Raw genomic sequence first — 16,805 nt, forward strand, 5'->3', positions numbered from 1 at the left:
CGCCGGACCCGGCCTCGTACGCTGCTCGGGTGATCACACACGTCACCGCGTCCGACGCGGACTTCGAGGAAAACCGTCCCCGGATGTTCGGCATCGCCTACCGCATGCTCGGCTCCGCCACGGAGGCCGAGGACGCCGTGCAGGACGCGTACCTGCGCTGGGCGTCCGCGGACCGCGAGGCCGTCGAGCACCCGGGCGCCTGGCTCGCCAAGGTCGTCACGAACCTGTGCCTCAACACCCTCACCTCGGCGCGGGTCCGGCGCGAGGAGTACGTCGGCCCCTGGCTGCCGGAGCCCGTCCGCACCGACGACGGCACCCTCGGCCCGCTGGACTCCGCGGAGCAGCGGGACAGCGTGTCCCTGGCCCTGCTGGTGCTGCTGGAGCAGCTCACCCCGGTCGAGCGGGCCGTCTACGTGCTGCGCGAGGCCTTCGCCTACAGCCACCGGGAGATCGCCGCGGTCCTGGACCTCACCGAGGCCAACTGCCGGCAGCTCTACCGGCGGGCCGCGGGCCGGGTGGCCACGGACCGGGCTGCCACTGCGGAGGCCCGCTTCACGCCGGACCCCGAACGGTGGCAGAGCCTCGTGGAGACCTTCATGACGGCGGCGCGCGGCGGGGACCTGGCCCGGCTGGAGGGGCTGCTCACGGCCGACGTCCGGTTCGTCTCGGACGGCGGAGGCGTGGTCAGTGCGGCGCTGCGGCCGATCCTGGGCCGGCAGAAGGTGGCCCGGTTCGCGGTCGGGGTGCTCAAGAAGTACGCCGGGGACCTGCCGGTCAGCGTCGCGGAGATCAACGGATCGCCGGCGCTGCTCTTCGGCGAGAGTGCCGTTCTTCTGGTGGAATTCGAGAACGGGCTGGTCAGCGGTCTCAGCACGGTGCTCAACCCGGAGAAGCTGGAATTCCTCCGGCGGCAGCTGTCACGTTCCTGAGGGCTGTCCGGTCTCCGCCGGTGAAGGCACCGCATCGGCGAAAGGCGAACGCATGAGCACCATCCTCGTCACCGGAGGCACCGGCACCCTGGGCGCACCGGTCGTCGCACGGCTCCGGGACGCGGACCACGAGGTCCGCGTCCTGAGCCGGCGCTCCCCCGAATACCCGGTCGACCTGATGGACGGCAGCGGGCTGGACGCGGCGACGGCCGGAGCGGAGGTGATCGTCCACTGCGCGAGCAACACGCGTGGCGGGGGCAGGAACGACGAGGTCGCCACCCGGCACCTCATCGACGCGGCCCGGCGGGCGGGAAGCGTCACCAACATCGTCTACATCTCGATCGTCGGGGTGGACGTGGTGCCGTTCGGCTACTACCGGACGAAGCTGAAGGTGGAGCAGCTGCTGGAGCGCTCCGGGCTCGGTGTGACCATCCTGCGCACGACGCAGTTCCACGACCTGGTGGCGCAGGTGGTGGACATGGCGGCGAAGCTGCCGCTCGTGCCGGTGCCGGTGCCCGGCGGGGTGCGGGTGCAGCCGATCGCCGTCGGGGAGGTGGCGGACCGCCTGGCCCAGCTGGCGGTCCCGACCCCGGCGGGCCGGGTCACGGACATGGGAGGCCCGGAGATCCGCACCCTGCCGGAGCTGGCCCGCACCTACCTGGCGGCGACGGGTCGTCGCCGCCGGGTGCTCCCGATCCCCCTGGCGGGCAAGGCCTACGCCGCCTTCAGGCGGGGCGGCAACCTGGCCCCGTCGCACGCGGTGGGCCGGGGCACCTTCGCGCAGTTCGCGGCAGCGGCGGGGGCTGCGGCGGGGCGGGACTGACGGGTGCGGGGTGGCTCCGGGGCCGGGGCCACCCCGTACCGGGCGATCCCCTATCCGCCGAACAGCACGGCCTGCGCGGCCTCCCGCGCCGCCAGTTCGGCTCCCGCCAGGACCGCCGGGTCGCCCAGCGTCGTCGCGCGGACCTCCGTCGGCACCGGGGTCAGTTTCGCCAGGCGGTGGGCAACCCTCGCGGCCAGGGCGGGGCCGCCCGCCCGGCCCAGTTCGCCCGCCAGGACCACGCAGCCCGGGTCCAGGATCGCCGCGGCCGCCGCCGCGCCCAGTGCGAGGCGTTCGGCCAGGGCTTCGAGGAACGCCTCCCCCGCCGCCCCGGCCACGGCCTCCTCCACGGTCCCTGCGAATCCGTGCGTGCGCGCCAGCGCGGTCACCGCTTCGCGGCCCACCAGGGCGTGGAACCCGCCCCCGCAGTCCGCGGCGGAGGGCAGGCCGCCGGTGCCGGGCACCGGGAGGAAGCCGATCTCGCCCGCCCCGCCGGAGGCGCCCCGGCGCAGCCGGCCGTCCAGGACCACGGCCGCGCCGACGCCCGCGCCGAGCCACAGCAGGACGAAGGAGTCCAGGTCGTGGGCGACGCCCAGGCGCTGCTCGGCGAGGGCGGCCAGGTTGGTCTCGTTCTCGACGACGACCACGGCGGGCAGGCTCCGCTGCAGGGCGGTGACCAGGTCCCGGTGCCAGGCCGGCAGGCCGGTGGTGTCGCGGAGTTCGCCGGTGGCCGGGGCGACCAGGCCCGGGGCGCCGACGACCACGGTGTGCAGTTCGGCGGCCCCGGCCTCGCGCGCGGTGCGCAGCAGGGCCGCCACCGCGTCCTCGGGGGCGCCGACGGGCAGGGCGGCCTGGGCGAGCGGGCGGCCGAGGAGGTCGGTGACGACGGCGGTGACGCGGTCGGTGCGCACGTCGAGGGCGGCGAGGTGGGCGCGGTCGGCGACGATCCCGTACAGCTTGGCGTTGGGGCCGCGGCGCTGTTCGCCGGATTCGCCGGCGACCTCGATGAGTCCGGCTTCGGTGAGCCGGTCGACCAGGTCGGCGACGGAGGGGCGGGAGAGGCCGGTCATGGTCTTGAGCTGGGTGGCCGTCAGTGGCCCGGACTCCTGGAGGAGTTGCAGGGCGAGGCGGTCGTTGATGGCCCGGGCCGTGCTGGGCGAGGCGGGGGCCGGTACCTGGGTGCTGGCGGGGGCAGGAATCACGGCGCCCATCCTAGGGAGTCGGGCCCATTATCTATCAGGCAGGGTCCCTGATAGTTTAATCCTCATGACCGGGGACACCGACCTCAGCCCGGCGCGCCTGCGCCATGCCCGCTACGCCATCGCCGCCGTCTTCTGCATCCACGGCGCCGTCACCGGCTCCTTCGCCACCCGTATCCCCTGGATCCAGGAGCACGCCCAGCTCAGCGCGGGCACCCTGGGTCTGGCCCTCGCCGCGCCCGCGGTGGGCGCGGCCCTCGCGATGCCGCTGGCGGGCCGGATCAACCACCGGCTCGGCGCGCGTACCGCGCTGCGGGTGCTGCTCGCGCTGTGGACCCTCTCGCTGATCCTGCCGAGCCTCGCCCCGAACCTGCCGACCCTGTGTCTCGTGCTCTTCGTCTACGGAGCCACCGCCGGAATGTCGGACGTGGCGATGAACGCGCTGGGCGTGGAGACGGAGAACCGGCTGGGCCGCTCGATCATGTCCTCGCTGCACGGCATGTGGAGCGTGGGCGCCCTGCTCGGCTCGGCCGCGGGTACGGTCGCCGCGCACACCGGGGCGGACGCCCGGCTGCACCACCTGGTCGCCGCGCTGGCCCTCACGGCGGCCGGCCTGTTCGCCGCAGGGGGTGTGCTGGACCTGAGGAGCGACCAGGAGGCGCCGGCGCCGCCGCACTTCGCACTGCCTCCCAAGTCGGCGTTCCTGATCGGGGCCGTCGGCTTCTGCGCGGTGTTCGCCGAGGGCGCGAGCCTGGACTGGTCTGCGGTCTACCTGCGGGACGTCCTGCACACGGACGCGGGCCTGGCCGCCGCCTCCACCACCGCCTTCGCGCTGACCATGGCCGTGGCCCGGCTGGTCGGCGACCGCGTGGTGGACCGGTTCGGGGCGGTGCGCACGGTCCGGGCCGGCGGTGTGCTGGCCACCCTGGGCGGGCTGCTCGTGGTCGGGGTCCGGCATCCTGCCGGTGCGCTGGCCGGGTTCGGGCTGATCGGGCTCGGCATCGCGGTGGTGGTCCCGCTGGCCTTCGCGGCGGCGGGGCGCAGCGGGCCGGCGCCGGCCCAGGCCATCGCGGGTGTCGCGACGATCACCTACACCTCGGGGCTGATCGCGCCGTCGGCGATCGGCGCCGTCGCGGACGCGACCTCGCTGGTGGTGTCCTTCGGGCTGGTCACCCTGCTGGCGTTCGCGCTGATCGCGGGCGCGACGGTACTGCGCCAGGGACCGCCGGTCGGGCAGGCTGGGGGCGGCCCCGGCGGGGCCACGGCGGGGTCCGGGGCCACCGACCTCGACGAACCTGCCCAAACCCGGCCGTAATATGTCGACCGGCCGCAGCGGCACGCACTCCGTGCGCTGCGGCCTCGATGTGTGAGCAGCAGCCGGAGAAACGGAGTGGAACATGGGCCTCGGCGTGGGCTGGACCCTGCACGGAGACGGGCGGACTCCCGCCCCCGGCGCGGTGGTCCGGCCGGAGGAGCGGCTGTCGTGGCCGCGGACCGCCGGGCTGGGTGCCCAGCACGTCGTGGCGATGTTCGGAGCGAGTTTCGTCGCTCCGGTCCTGATGGGTCTGGACCCGAACCTGGCCATCATGATGTCCGGCGTGGCGACGGTGATCTTCCTCCTCGCCACGCGCGGCCGGGTCCCGTCGTACCTGGGCTGTTCGCTGTCGTTCGTCGGTGTCGCGGCGGCGATCCGGGCCTCGGGCGGGGACAGCGCGGTGGTCACGGGCGCCGTCTTCGTCGTCGGTGTGGCGCTGTTCCTGGCGGGCCTGGCGGTTCAGCGGTTCGGTGCCCGGATCATCCACGCGGCGATGCCGCCGGTGGTGACGGGCGCGGTGGTGATGCTGATCGGCTTCAACCTGGCGCCGGTGACGGCGAGCACCTACTGGCCGCAGGACCAGTGGACGGCGCTGCTGACCATGCTGTTCACCGGGGCGGCCGTGGTCTGCCTGCGCGGATTCTGGTCGCGCATCGCGATCTTCCTCGGCCTGCTCTTCGGGTACGGCATCTCCTGGATCTTCGACCTGCTCTTCGGCATGATCCACTCGACGGTGGGCGGGGAAGCGGCCGTCGACCACTGGCGGCTCGACCTCTCCGCGGTCGCCAAGGCCGACTGGATCGGCCTTCCGTCCTTCCACGCGCCCGCCTTCGAGTGGTCGGCGATCCTGATCGCCCTGCCCGTGGTCATCGCGCTGATCGCCGAGAACGCCGGGCACATCAAGGCCGTCGGCGAGATGACCGGCGACCCGCTCGACGACAAGCTGGGCACGGCCATCGCGGCGGACGGCGCCGCATCGATGCTGTCCACGGCGGTCGGCGGCCCGCCGAACACCACCTACTCCGAGAACATCGGCGTCATGGCGGCCACCCGGGTCTACTCCACTGCGGCCTACTGGGCGGCCGCCGGCTTCGCGCTGCTCTTCGGCCTGTGCCCCAAGTTCGGCGCGATCGTCGCCGCGATCCCGGGCGGGGTGCTCGGCGGCATCACCGTCATCCTCTACGGGATGATCGGCCTGCTCGGCGCCCAGATCTGGATCACCGGCCGGGTGGACCTGCGCAACCCGCTGAACCTGGTACCGGCCGCGGCGGGCATCATCATCGGCATCGGCGGTGTGAAGCTGCAGATCACCGATACCTTCGAGCTGGGCGGCATCGCCCTGGGCACGATCGTGGTGATCACCGGCTACCACGCACTGCGCTACCTCGCGCCCGCGCACCTCAAGCAGGAGCCCCTGCTCGACGAGGGCACCTCCGCCTACGACGACGACTCGGGGGACGGCTCCGGGGACGGCTCCGGGGACGGCCAGGACAAGCCCCGTTGACGGTGTTTCGCCCGAACCGGGGAAGCGTACGGCCAAGTTCCCCGGATCCGCGTCGGCGCCTGCGACTCTGCCCCCATGGATGCGGTGCTGGCGCGGATGCGCGCCCTGGAGGAGCGGCTCCCGCCGCAGGACGGCGTCGCCGTCTTCAACCGGGTCTACCTGACGGTGACGGAGACCCTGCACCGGCGGATCGAGCACGGCGGGTTCCCGGCGCCCCGGCGGGCGCAGACCCTCAGCGTGCGGTTCGCGGAGCGGTACCTGACGGCGGTGGAGGCGGAGCGGGCCCCGGCCTGCTGGCGCCCGCTGCTCCAGTACCGCCGCCATCCCGGGATCCGGCCGCTCCAGCACGCGTTGGCCGGGATCAACGCGCACATCGGCCACGACCTGGCGCTCGCCGTGGTGGCCACGTGCGGTGAGCTGGGCTGCGAACCACGGGCCCTGGAGGCGGACTTCGACCGGGTCGGCGACACCCTGATCTCCCTGGAGGAGCACATCCGGGAGGACCTGATGCCGGGCCCGGACCTCCTGCAGGTCGCCGACCCCCTGACCCACCTGGTCGGCTCGTGGAGCCTGGAGCGCGCCCGCGCCGGCGCCTGGTCGGCGGCCCGGCTCCTGTGGACGCTGCGCCGGGTACCGGAACTGGCCGAGGAGTTCACGGACTCCCTCGACGCGGGCGTGGGGCTGGTCGGCCGCTGCCTGCTGACCCCGCGGGGCTGACACGCCGTCGGTGGGCTGGGGAAACACGACAGGGCCGTCTCCCCCACCTGTCGTGGGAGGGACGGCCCGCTGTTCGAAGCGCCCGGTCCGGCGGTCCCGTTACGGCTGGTAGATGTCCTTCCAGCCGTTCCAGTGGCCGTTGGCCGTGCGGGTGGTCTGGCTGATGGTGCCGTTGGCGATGGCGGTCAGCCGAAAACCGTCCCCCACGGGGGTGGCGAGGAGCTTGCGGATGTAGCCGGGATCGCCCACGAGCGCGGTCACGTCTCCCCACGCGGTCCAGCTGCCGTCGGCCCTGCGGGTGATGTGGTGGATGCGGCCCTCGGAGGCCGCGCCGAGCTGGAACTCCCCACCGGTGCCGGCGGCTGCCGATGCGTCGATCGAGGTCAGCGGCTTCGTGAGGGGAAGCTGCGTGAAAGCGGACCAGTTTCCGGGGCTCGCCTGACCCCCGTGGTAGGCCAGGCCGGCGGAGAGGATCGCCAGCTGCGGCTGGTCGTTTACCGAGGCGAGGGCGATCTGGTCGACCTGTGCGGGGGTACCCGGGACGAGCCGCCAGGGGTCCCAACGGTCGGGATGGCGCGTCGTCAGGTAGACCTTGCCGTCCGCAACGGCTGCGACGACCATGTTCCAGCCGTCCTGGGCCGCGGCGATCTGCGTCACCCTCGGCAGCCCGCCGGCAGCGGCGGTGGCGTCACCCCAGGCCTGCCAGGAACCAGGGAGCCGCACGGCGTGGTGGATCTTGCCGTCGGCCAGTGCCAGCACGTGGAGCTGGCTGTCGGCGCCGATGGTGGCCACCTGTTCGACGTTCGGGAGCGCGCCCGCGACAGGTGTCGTGTCTTCGACACTGCCTCCGGTGAACCCGTGCCACACACGGCCCTCGACGACCGCGACCATGTGGCCGCCCTGGGTGGTGGTGGCATCGGCGAGGGAGGTGGCCGTGTTGTTGTCGTCCCACTGGAGGCCGCTGTTGAGAGTGGCCTCGGAGTCGTTGCCCGCCTTGTCGGTGGCGTAGGCCTTGATCTCGTAGCGCCCCTCACCCATCTTGGGCAGCAGTACCGCGGCCTTCCCGTGCCAGGCCTCCACCCGTCGGGTGGGCTGATCCGTGTTGATGCCGAACCGGTAGGTCTGGATGTGCTCCCCGCCCGTGGCGCCTTCGGCGGTGAGGGTGGCGATGCCCTTGACAGGATCGATCTCGATCTTCGGGGCCGGCGGAGTGGTCCGCTTCACGGTGAACCGGCCGCCGCCCTGCCACGCGGACGCGCTCGTACCGTCGTCGGCCTGCACTTCCCAGGCGTACGACTCGTCCCAGGGCAACCACGTGTCGGGGATGCGGAAGTCGGCGGTACCACCGCTGGGGACATTGACGGTGGCTTCGTTGAACCAGCCGCCGCGGTCGACGTAGTGCACGCGGAAGCGGGCGGTGACGTTCCCGCTGTCGGGGTCGGAGATCCGTGCGCGCAGGTGTACACCGGTTGCGAGGTTGGTCTTGCCGATGTAGCCCTGGGCGGTGGGCTGCGGAGTCATCTGCAGCTCGCCGGGGGGATTCGGCGTCTGGTTGTACTCGACGGAGAGGGTGGCGCTGTTGAGGAACTTCTTCCAGCCGAAGGTGTCGGACTCGTTCTCCGCCTTCAGCCCCAGGGTGACGTCGGACCAGCCTGCCGCGGCCACTTCCTTCATCTTGTTGGTGACGTCGAACTCCACACCGCCGGCCGGGCAGTTGGGCCCCCAGCCCTTGGCCGTGTTCACCGTGGCAAGGTGCTGGGTCCAGCCCGGCTGGTTCCGCCACGTGGTGCTGGAGCTGATCGCTCCGGTGAACCAGAGCTGTACCGGTCGGGCCTCGCAGGACCAGGACCATTCGAGCTGGGTGGAGAACGTGCCCCGGATGACGTTCTTACCGGCCATCCCGGCCGTGTCCATCCGGTACAGCGACCGGGAGAGGCCGTTGGACTCGTTCTCGTAGCCGACGCGGGCCAGTTCGTTCTTGTTCCAGTACGCGGTGTCCTGGAACTTCTTGTACACCCGGGTCCAGGCGATCCGGCCGCCGCTCATCCACGGGTCGATGAAGACCGGGTAGACGGTGTCCTTGCCCTTGAGGATCTTCTGGTCCGGAACCACCTTCAGGGTGGTGCCGTCCACCGTGGTGGCCATCGGGGCCTGCTTGGCGTTCAGACCCGGCTCCCAGGCGGTGGAGGCGCTGCCGTCCTGCGCCGCGGGGGCGCTGCCGTCCTGCGCAGCGGGGGCGCTCCGGGCCAGCAAGGCGACCTTCTGCTGCCCGGCGGTCGGCGTCGACTCCCACATGGTCGGGGTCGGCCCACCGAAAACGATTCTCCCGGCGGCGTCCTTGGCGGTCAGGTTGCCATGGCCGTCGGCGGCCACGGCGAGGTTCTTGGCCTTGAGGCCGAAGCCGATCTCGGTGAGCTTCGGATTCGCGGCCGCCTCGGCCGACTTGACCTCGAGGACCTGGGAGAAGCCCTCGATACCGGCGCGGACCTTCAGGTCCACTCCCGGGAGCACCTCGGGGTAGGTGGCGGTGTCTCCGCTGATCCGCGGCTTCGGCAGAGCCTGGGGCCAGGTCAGGGATATCTCCTTGTCCCCGTCGGTGAGGCTGACCAGCGGTCCCGTTCCGCCACCGGACAGCGAGAGGGGAAGGAGCGAGGCCTTCGGGGTCAGGACTCCCTTGGCAGAGACCTGGAGGGAGGCGTCGAGGTCCACCCACTTACCGGCCTTCTTGACCCACTTGGGGCTGGTGTGGCGCTCCAGGGTGAAGGTTCCGGAAGGGTTCGCGAGGGTACGGGTGTCCTCCGTCCGCTGCTCCAGGATCTCCACCGGCTTCCCGCTGGAGCGAGCGCTGTTCTGCGCCTTCTGCTCCGGCGTCATGCCCTTCACGTCCACGGTCGGCAAAGCCGTGGGGGCGGAAGTCGCGTGGGCGGGCGTCAGGCTGACGCACAGACCGGTGAGCGCGAGCACGGCCAGGGCGTTCGGCCAGGCCTGTGGTCGTCGTGGGCTCCTCGAGGGAGGGGCGGAGTGCATGGCGAAACCATCCAAGGGTGACGGCGATCGGATTGGCGACCGCCTCGTCGGCGGCACGCGTGAAGAGTTCAGGGGCTCCGCGTCCTAGCGGGCGGATGACCGAGGGCGAGCCGAAGATCACACGCACCCAGAACCTTACGGAACTAGATCATACTTATACTCATCCTTGACCTTCCCCTGGGTTTACAGACCCATCGGAAGGGGTTAGTCCGGTTCCACTTTGGGACTACCTTGACTTATACATGACCGTGACGGGATTGATCGTTTACTGTGTGCGTGATAGGAGCGTTGATCGTCAACGCGCCTCGATCTGCATAGAGGAACTGCGTGAGTCCGTCGCAAATACCCCGGAGAACCGAGCCCCATTGGAGCTCCGACAACGTATGGAACTGGCCCAAATACATTCGCCGTTCCGCCCAGGCCATTGCCATTACGGTCAGCTCCGCCCTGCTGGTCTCGGCAGGCGTGAGCACCGCGGCCGCGGCCACCGAGAAGTTCAAGGTCCGCGCCACCCAGAGCGAACCGGTACTCGCCGGCGCCTCGGTCCCGCTGAAGTCCGCGCCGAAGAACGAAGCAGCGCAGAACGCCCAGAAGAAGGCTCCCAAGGTCACCTGGCCCAAGGGCGGCGATGCATTCCTGGAGCCCGGCTCCACCGTGGCTGCGCGAGCGCAGACCGCTGCTCCCGCCCGCAGTGACGTCGGCGGCCTTCCCGTCGGAATCCGTTCCACGACAGTCCCGTTCACCCGAGCGGGAACGGCGGCCGCTCCGGCCGCCCCGGCCAATGTGAAGGTCTCGGTCAAGAACCAGGCCCACGCCGAGAAGGCCGGCATCAACGGTGTGCTGATGGCCGTGGAAGCGGGCGCGGGTGCCCCTTCGCCCGGCAAGGTCGAACTCGCCGTCGACTACTCCGCGTTCGCGGGAGCGTTCGGCGCGAATTTCGCGGGCCGCATGCGCGTCGTGCAGTACCCGGCCTGTGTGCTGACCACGCCGGAGAAGGCCGAGTGCAAAACCGCGACCCCGGTCGACAGCGGAAATGACGTCAAGAACAAGACGCTGACCGCCCGGATCGCCCTGCCGGGTACCGGTACCGGTTCTGGCACCAAATCACCTCAGCAGCTCTCCGCGATGAGCGCCGCCGCCGCGGCTCCTATGGTCCTGGCCGCCGAGGGAGGTGCCTCCGGCACCGGCGGGGACTTCAAGGCGACACCCCTCGCCCCCACATCGAGCTGGCAGTCCGGCGGGGCCTCCGGTGACTTCAACTGGACCTACCCCATGTCCACCCCGGAGGCTCCCGGAGATCTCTCTCCCGAGCTCGGGCTGAACTACTCTGCGCAGAGCGTGGACGGCCGCATGGCCGCCGGCAACACCCAGCCCTCGCAGGCGGGCGACGGGTTCGAGCTCACCTCCGGCGGCTTCATCGAGCGGCGCTTCCAGCCCTGCTCGGACGTCCCCGGCTCCGGAGTGGCCTACAAGGACGGCAAGGGCGACCTGTGCTTCGCCTCCGAGAACGCCATGCTCTCCCTCAACGGCTCGGGCACCGAGCTGGTCAGGGATGATGCCACCGGCACCTGGAAGGGCGTCAAGGACGACGGCTCCAGGATCGAGTACCTCACCGGTGCCAGCAACGGGGACGCCGAAGGCGGCTACTTCCGGCTGACCACCGTCTCCGGCACGGTCTTCACCTTCGGTCTCAACCGGCCGGGCAACTGGAAAGCCGGCGACCAGGAGACCAACTCCGCGTTCACCGTCCCGCTGTACGGCAAGGACGGCGGCAAGCAGCGCGCCTGGCGGTACAACCTCGACCACGTCTCCGACGTGAGCGGGAACGCCATGGTCTACTACTACGCCAAGGAGACCAACCGCTACGGCGCGGACAAGAAGCTCCAGGGCGTCGAGTACACCCGCGGCGGCCACCTCAGCCGTGTCGAGTACGGCCTGCGGACCGGCGCCGAGTACGGCACCAAGGCCCCGGCCAAGGTGCTGATCGAGACCGGCGAGCGCTGCCTGCCCGGCGCGGACTGCTCGGACGCCAAGTTCACCAAGGAGAACGCCAAGAACTGGCCCGACGTCCCCGTCGACCAGTACTGCGCGCCCGGCAAGGAGTGCAAGAACCAGCACTCCCCGACCTTCTGGACCCGCAAGCGGTTCTCGGCCATCAGCACCCAGGTGCTCACCCGGGGTGCGTACAAGGACGTCGACCGCTGGGACCTGACCCACTCCTTCCCCCAGACCGGCGACGGCACGAGCAACGGCCTGTGGCTGGCCTCGGTCAAGCACACCGGCAAGACCAACGGTGACCTCAGCACCCCGGAGATCACCTTCTCCGGCCAGCAGCTGGCCAACCGCGTGGACGGCCTGGAGGGCCTGCCGCCCTTCATCCGCTACCGGATCAACGCCATCAGCACCGAATCCGGTGGTCTGATCGGCGTCACCTACTCCGCGCCCGAGTGCAACCGCGACGGCACCCTGCCGGCTTCGGACGCCGACAACACCCTGCGCTGCTATCCGGTCAACTGGTCCGCTCCGGGGCAGCCCATCGGCCCGGACGGGCGGCCCAAGCCGTACAAGGACTACTTCCACAAGTACGTCGCCACCCAGATCATCGAGAACGACCTCGTCGGCGGATCCCCGTCGACCGTCACCCGGTACGAGTACTCCGGTGCCCCGGCCTGGGCGTACGACACCTCCGAGTTCCTCCGCGACACCGAGCGCACCTGGAACCAGTGGCGCGGCTACGGCAAGGTCATCACCCGCACGGGCGACGGCGCCGACCAGCGCACGCGTTCGGAGAACGTCTACTTCCGGGGCCTGGACGGCGACCGCACCGCTTCCGGCGGCACGCGCACCGTCAAGGTCGCCGACTCCGAGGGCAACCAGATCACCGACCACCTCTCGCAGGCCGGTGGTACCCGGGAGACCCTCAGCTACAACGGTGACGGCGGCCCGCTGATCGCGGCGACCTCGTACGAGCCGTTCATCAGCGCCGCGACCGCGACGCGCAACCGCACCGGCACGACTCCGCTGACCGCGCACCGGTTCAACAACGGCGCGCAGCGCACCCGCACCGCCGTCGAGGGCGGCCTCCGGCGCACCGCCGTGGAGAAGACCTACGACGAGCACGGCCTGATCACCAAGGTCTACGACCTCGGCGACACCTCCACCGCCGGCGACGACCGCTGCGTCCGCACCGAGTATGCCCGCAACGCGGGCAAGCACCTGCTCGACCTGGTCTCCCGTCAGGAGACCGTCTCGGTCGCCTGCGGCGCCACCGTCCAGCGGCCCGCGCACGTCATCTCCGACGAGCGCACCCACTACGACGGCAAGGGCTTCGGCGGAACTCCGGAGCGGGGCGACGCCACGGCTGCGGAGGAGCTGGCCGAGTACGTCGGCGGGCAGCCGCGCTACGTGGTCACCGGAACGGAGAAGTTCGACCAGTACGGCCGCTCCGTGGAGACCACGGACGTCCTGGGCAACACGTCCGGCACCGCGTACACCCCGGCCACCGGCGAGATGCCGCACCAGGTGGTCACGACCAACGCGCTCGGGCACACCGAGACCGAGATCATCGACCCCACCCGGGGCCGGACCCTGACCGAGATCGACGCTGACGGCCGCCGCGAGGAGTCCGAGTACGACGCCCTCGGCCGCCTGACCAAGGGCTGGTCGGCGGGACGGACCCGGGACCAGAAGCCCGACGTCGAGGTCTCGTACCTGACGCGCAAGGACGGCCCCTCCGCCGTCACCACCCGCACCCGCCTCGCGGACGACACGTACACCGTCAGCCACGAGCTGTACGACGGTCTGATGCGCCCGCGTCAGACCCAGGCCACGCGCGCCGATCTCAACCAGAACGACGAGGCGCGCTCCGGCCGCGTCGTCACCGACACGGTGTACGACTCCCGTGGCCTGCAGGTCAAGGCATCGGGTCCCTACCTGGAGAAGAGCAACCCCGCCACCACCCTGGTCTCCGTCCCGGACAACCAGATCATCCGCCAGACCGGATACCTGTACGACGGTGCCGGGCGCAAGACCGCCGAGCTGTTCTACAGCCTCGGCACGGAGAAGTGGCGCAGCACGACCGTCTACGGCGGTGACCGTCAGCACGTCGTCCCGCCCCAGGGCGCGACCGTCACCACCACCATCGGCGATGCCCGCGGCAACACCGTCGAACTGCGCCAGTACAAGGGCCGCGAGGCCGGCGGCGCGTACGACAGCACCCGTTACGAGCACGGCCCCGGTGGTGAGCTGCTCAAGGTCGTCGACCCGGTCGGCAACACCTGGACGCACGAGTACGACCTGCGCGGTCGCAAGACCAAGGACACCGACCCCGATCGCGGCGTCACCACGTACACCTTCGACGACGGTGACCAGCCCGTCTCGACGACCGACGCCCGCGGCAACACCGTGCACGCCTCCTACGACAAACTCGGCCGCCGCCTCGCGGTGCGCGACGGGGGGCCTTCGGGACAGAAGCTCTCCGAGTGGACCTACGACACCCTGTCCAAGGGCCGACCGACGTCCTCGACCCGCCACGTCGACGGCAAGGCGTACACCACTTCGGTCCTCGGCTACGACGACAGCGGAACTGCAACCGGATCCAGGACCACGGTTCCGGAGGGGCTGGGCAAGCTCTCCGGAAGCTACGAGTCCAAGGTCGACTACGACAGCGTCGGCAAGCCTGTCTCCGCGCACCTGCCCGCCGTGGGCGGACTCGCCGCTGAGAAGGTGGACTTCGGCTACAACGCCGCAGGGGTGCCCAGCACCCTCAAGGGCGCGGCCGAGTACGTCAGCAGTAGCCGCTACACCCCCTTCGGCGAGCTCATGCAGTACATGCAGGGCGCCAAGGGCAAGCGCATGATCCATACCAACTACCTGGACGACTCGACCCGCCGGGTCACCAAGTCGTTCGCGGACCGTGAGGTCGCACCGTCCGCTCTGTCCGAGGTCGACTACGCCTACGACCCCGCGGGCAACATCACTTCTCTCAGCGAACTGCGCGAGGGGACCACCCGCGACACGCAGTGCTTCTCCTACGACTACCTGCGTCGTATGACCGAGGGTTGGACCGCGAAGACGACCTGCGCGGGCGGACCGTCCGCGGCCACCGTCGGCGGTGTGTCGCCGTACTGGCACTCGTACACGTTCGACCCGACGGGCAACCGCACCAGCGAGACCAAGCACGACGTCGGCAACGGCGAGACCCGCCGCACCTACACCTACCCGGCCGCCAAGGGCAACCAGCCGCACGCCCTGAGCGGCGTCGACGTCGTCGAGCCCACCGGGACCCGCAAGGACTCCTACGCCTACGACGCCACCGGCAACACCACCCTCCGCAAGGTCGGAAACTCCGAGCAGAAGCTGGAGTGGGACACCGAGGGGCAGCTCACCAAGGTCACCGAGGGCACCAAGGTCACCGAGTACGTCTACGACGCCGAGGGCAACCGCCTGCTGCGCAAGGACCCTTCGGGCACCACGCTCTACCTGGGCACCACCGAGGTGGCCTTGGCTCCGGACGGCAGCACGAAGGCCACCCGCGGGTACGGGTTCAGCGGCTCGACAGTTGCCGTCCGCTCCTCGGACGGGAAGGTCTCCTACCTTTCCGCCGACCACCACAACACCGCGACCATCTCGGTGGACGCCGCGGGTTCGATGACCGCCACCCGGCGGGACATGACCCCCTACGGTGAGACACGGGGCGCCGCGCCGCAGGCGTGGCCGGACCAGAAGGGCTTCGTCGGCGGCACAGTCGACGCCTCCACCGGTCTGACCCAGCTGGGCGTCCGCTCCTACGAGCCGGCCACCGGGCGCTTCCTGTCGGTCGACCCCTTGATCGACATCGACGACCCGCAGCAGATGAACGGGTACGCGTACGCGAACAACAACCCGGTGTCCATCTCGGACCCCGACGGCAAGATCATCCCCATCCTCGTCGGCATAGCCATCCGCATCGCCGCCCAGCGCATCGCGATGGAGATCGCCCGCCGCGCCGCTATCGAGGCCGCCAAGAGGGCAGCAGCCGAGCTCGCGAAGCGTCTCGCTATAGAAGCCGCCAAGAAGGCTGCTGCCGAAGCCGCCAAGAAGGCAGCGGAGGAAGCGGCGAAGAAGGCAGCGATCGAGGCTGCGAAGAAGGTGGCACTGGAAGCCGCCAAGAAGCAGGCGGCGAAGGAAGCCGCCAAGCAGGCGGCCAAGAAGCAGGCGGCGAAGCAGGTCGCCAAGAAGCCGCAGGCAAAGGCGGCGCCGAAGCAGCAGGCGGCCGCGAAGAAGGCCCCGAAGGCCAATCAGAAACCGCCGAAGCAGCAGCAGAACGCCCCGAAGAAGGGACCGAACGACGAACTCAAGAAAGAGCTGATGGACATTGGAAAGGATCACATCACTGAGATGCTGGCCGAGCATGCCAGAGGGGAGCGAAGTCACGCGCCCGGTGCATTCAGCGTTGGTCGGGACTCCACCACCGGCAAGACGTATCTCGGCGCAAGCGGCTCTCCGGACAACCTTCACCCGACCGTGCGGAACCTTCTCCCGAGGACTTCCCAGCACCCCAAGGGGCGACCGCCACAGGTTTGCGCGGAGGCACGCATGTGCACCAATGCCCTCAACGACGGAGCGAAACTGAAGAACCTGGACATAGCCACCGTAAACACCAAGGGAAAAAAGTTCGGCGCATGTGAAAATTGCTCGACATGGATCTTCTCAGTAGTGAGGAACGTACTGACCGGATGAACATCGAGAACGAGCGTCCGAACCTGGACGAGGTCGTAGAAGCCCTTCCCGGGGCGACGGCCGTGGAGTACGGGGACCTGGACGTCGAGACGATCTGCGACCAGTACCGGGAAGAGGGATACGAGGTCACTCCCCGCCTGCTCGACTTCCTGGAACAGTATCGAGAGATCACCATCTCGTGGCTGCACCAGGGTAGATCCGAGACTGAACTGGAGATCAGTATCGAGGGTGCCCTGAACGAGCACATCATCCGCATCGGGTACTACGCGAAGATCGCCGGCAAGGGATTGCTCCCTGTCGGAACGGCTTTCGGTGACAGCACGGTCCTCCTGTCGGATGACGGCGACATCTACTTCGGCGACGTCGCGGGCGTCCAGCGGGTCGGCCACGGGTTCCTCCCGTCGATGACCGCACTGATCTCGGACAACTGGGACAAGGCGTACCTCATAGAACCCTGACGGATCTCCGTCCACGGAAGCCCTGCCGGATTCTCCGGCAGGGCTTCTGCCGTTCCGGACGCCTCAGACGTGCCGGGCAATGAGAACGGGCCGTCCCCGCGCTGCTCGCGCGGGGA

9 protein-coding genes are annotated in these 16,805 nt (G+C 70.2%); 7 read left to right on the forward strand and 2 right to left on the reverse strand.

Annotated features, from left to right (window positions below; translation table 11 throughout):
* Positions 1 to 29 precede the first annotated feature (29 nt).
* Positions 30 to 929 carry an RNA polymerase sigma-70 factor gene (locus IE257_RS27430; RefSeq protein WP_189972583.1) on the forward strand — a complete coding sequence of 300 codons (900 nt, stop codon included), beginning with the start codon at positions 30 to 32 and terminating at the stop codon, positions 927 to 929.
* Positions 930 to 981: 52 nt separating this feature from the next.
* Positions 982 to 1,752, forward strand: a complete 771-nt coding sequence (locus IE257_RS27435) for an SDR family oxidoreductase (RefSeq protein ID WP_189972584.1) — start codon at positions 982 to 984, stop codon at positions 1,750 to 1,752.
* Between the two features lie 50 nt (positions 1,753 to 1,802).
* Here IE257_RS27435 and IE257_RS27440 read toward each other — a convergent pair whose 3' ends face one another.
* A complete protein-coding gene (locus IE257_RS27440; protein ID WP_189972585.1) occupies positions 1,803 to 2,960 on the reverse strand; it encodes an ROK family transcriptional regulator in 1,158 nt (385 codons plus the stop codon).
* Positions 2,961 to 3,015: 55 nt separating this feature from the next.
* Between IE257_RS27440 and IE257_RS27445 the strand changes: the two genes are divergently transcribed.
* The 3 genes from IE257_RS27445 (at position 3,016) to IE257_RS27455 (ending at position 6,484) form a co-directional block, all read left to right on the forward strand.
* Positions 3,016 to 4,263: an MFS transporter gene (locus tag IE257_RS27445; RefSeq protein ID WP_189972586.1), complete on the forward strand. Its 1,248-nt coding sequence runs from the start codon at positions 3,016 to 3,018 to the stop codon at positions 4,261 to 4,263.
* Between the two features lie 82 nt (positions 4,264 to 4,345).
* Positions 4,346 to 5,767, forward strand: a complete 1,422-nt coding sequence (locus IE257_RS27450) for a uracil-xanthine permease family protein (RefSeq protein ID WP_189972587.1) — start codon at positions 4,346 to 4,348, stop codon at positions 5,765 to 5,767.
* Between the two features lie 75 nt (positions 5,768 to 5,842).
* Complete coding sequence (locus IE257_RS27455) at positions 5,843 to 6,484, forward strand: DUF5995 family protein (RefSeq protein ID WP_189972588.1); 642 nt, start codon at positions 5,843 to 5,845, stop codon at positions 6,482 to 6,484.
* A 99-nt stretch (positions 6,485 to 6,583) separates the two neighbouring features.
* Here IE257_RS27455 and IE257_RS27460 read toward each other — a convergent pair whose 3' ends face one another.
* A complete protein-coding gene (locus tag IE257_RS27460) occupies positions 6,584 to 9,448 on the reverse strand; it encodes a DNRLRE domain-containing protein (protein ID WP_229920692.1) in 2,865 nt (954 codons plus the stop codon).
* 528 nt (positions 9,449 to 9,976) lie between these two features.
* Here IE257_RS27460 and IE257_RS27465 point away from each other — a divergent pair.
* Together IE257_RS27465 and IE257_RS27470 are read left to right on the forward strand one after the other, a co-directional pair.
* The gene (locus tag IE257_RS27465; protein WP_189972590.1) at positions 9,977 to 16,231 is read left to right on the forward strand and encodes an RHS repeat domain-containing protein; all 6,255 of its coding nucleotides are present in this window, start codon (positions 9,977 to 9,979) and stop codon (positions 16,229 to 16,231) included.
* Positions 16,228 to 16,689 carry an SUKH-3 domain-containing protein gene (locus IE257_RS27470; RefSeq protein ID WP_189972591.1) on the forward strand — a complete coding sequence of 154 codons (462 nt, stop codon included), beginning with the start codon at positions 16,228 to 16,230 and terminating at the stop codon, positions 16,687 to 16,689. The genes IE257_RS27465 and IE257_RS27470 overlap by 4 nt, the downstream gene beginning before the upstream one ends.
* The last annotated feature ends 116 nt before the right edge of the window (positions 16,690 to 16,805 follow it).

The sequence above is a fragment of the Streptomyces avidinii genome (assembly GCF_014650695.1).
GTDB classification, from domain to species: Bacteria; Actinomycetota; Actinomycetes; order Streptomycetales; family Streptomycetaceae; genus Streptomyces; species Streptomyces avidinii.

What these genes read in the sequence shown, in the direction of transcription:
- IE257_RS27435 (WP_189972584.1), top strand. Translation starts at nt 982, where the DNA reads ATGAGCACCATCCTCGTCACCGGAGGCACCGGCACCCTGGGCGCACCG.
- IE257_RS27440 (WP_189972585.1), bottom strand. Translation starts at nt 2,960, where the DNA reads ATGGGCGCCGTGATTCCTGCCCCCGCCAGCACCCAGGTACCGGCCCCC.
- IE257_RS27445 (WP_189972586.1), top strand. Translation starts at nt 3,016, where the DNA reads ATGACCGGGGACACCGACCTCAGCCCGGCGCGCCTGCGCCATGCCCGC.
- IE257_RS27450 (WP_189972587.1), top strand. Translation starts at nt 4,346, where the DNA reads ATGGGCCTCGGCGTGGGCTGGACCCTGCACGGAGACGGGCGGACTCCC.
- IE257_RS27455 (WP_189972588.1), top strand. Translation starts at nt 5,843, where the DNA reads ATGGATGCGGTGCTGGCGCGGATGCGCGCCCTGGAGGAGCGGCTCCCG.
- IE257_RS27470 (WP_189972591.1), top strand. Translation starts at nt 16,228, where the DNA reads ATGAACATCGAGAACGAGCGTCCGAACCTGGACGAGGTCGTAGAAGCC.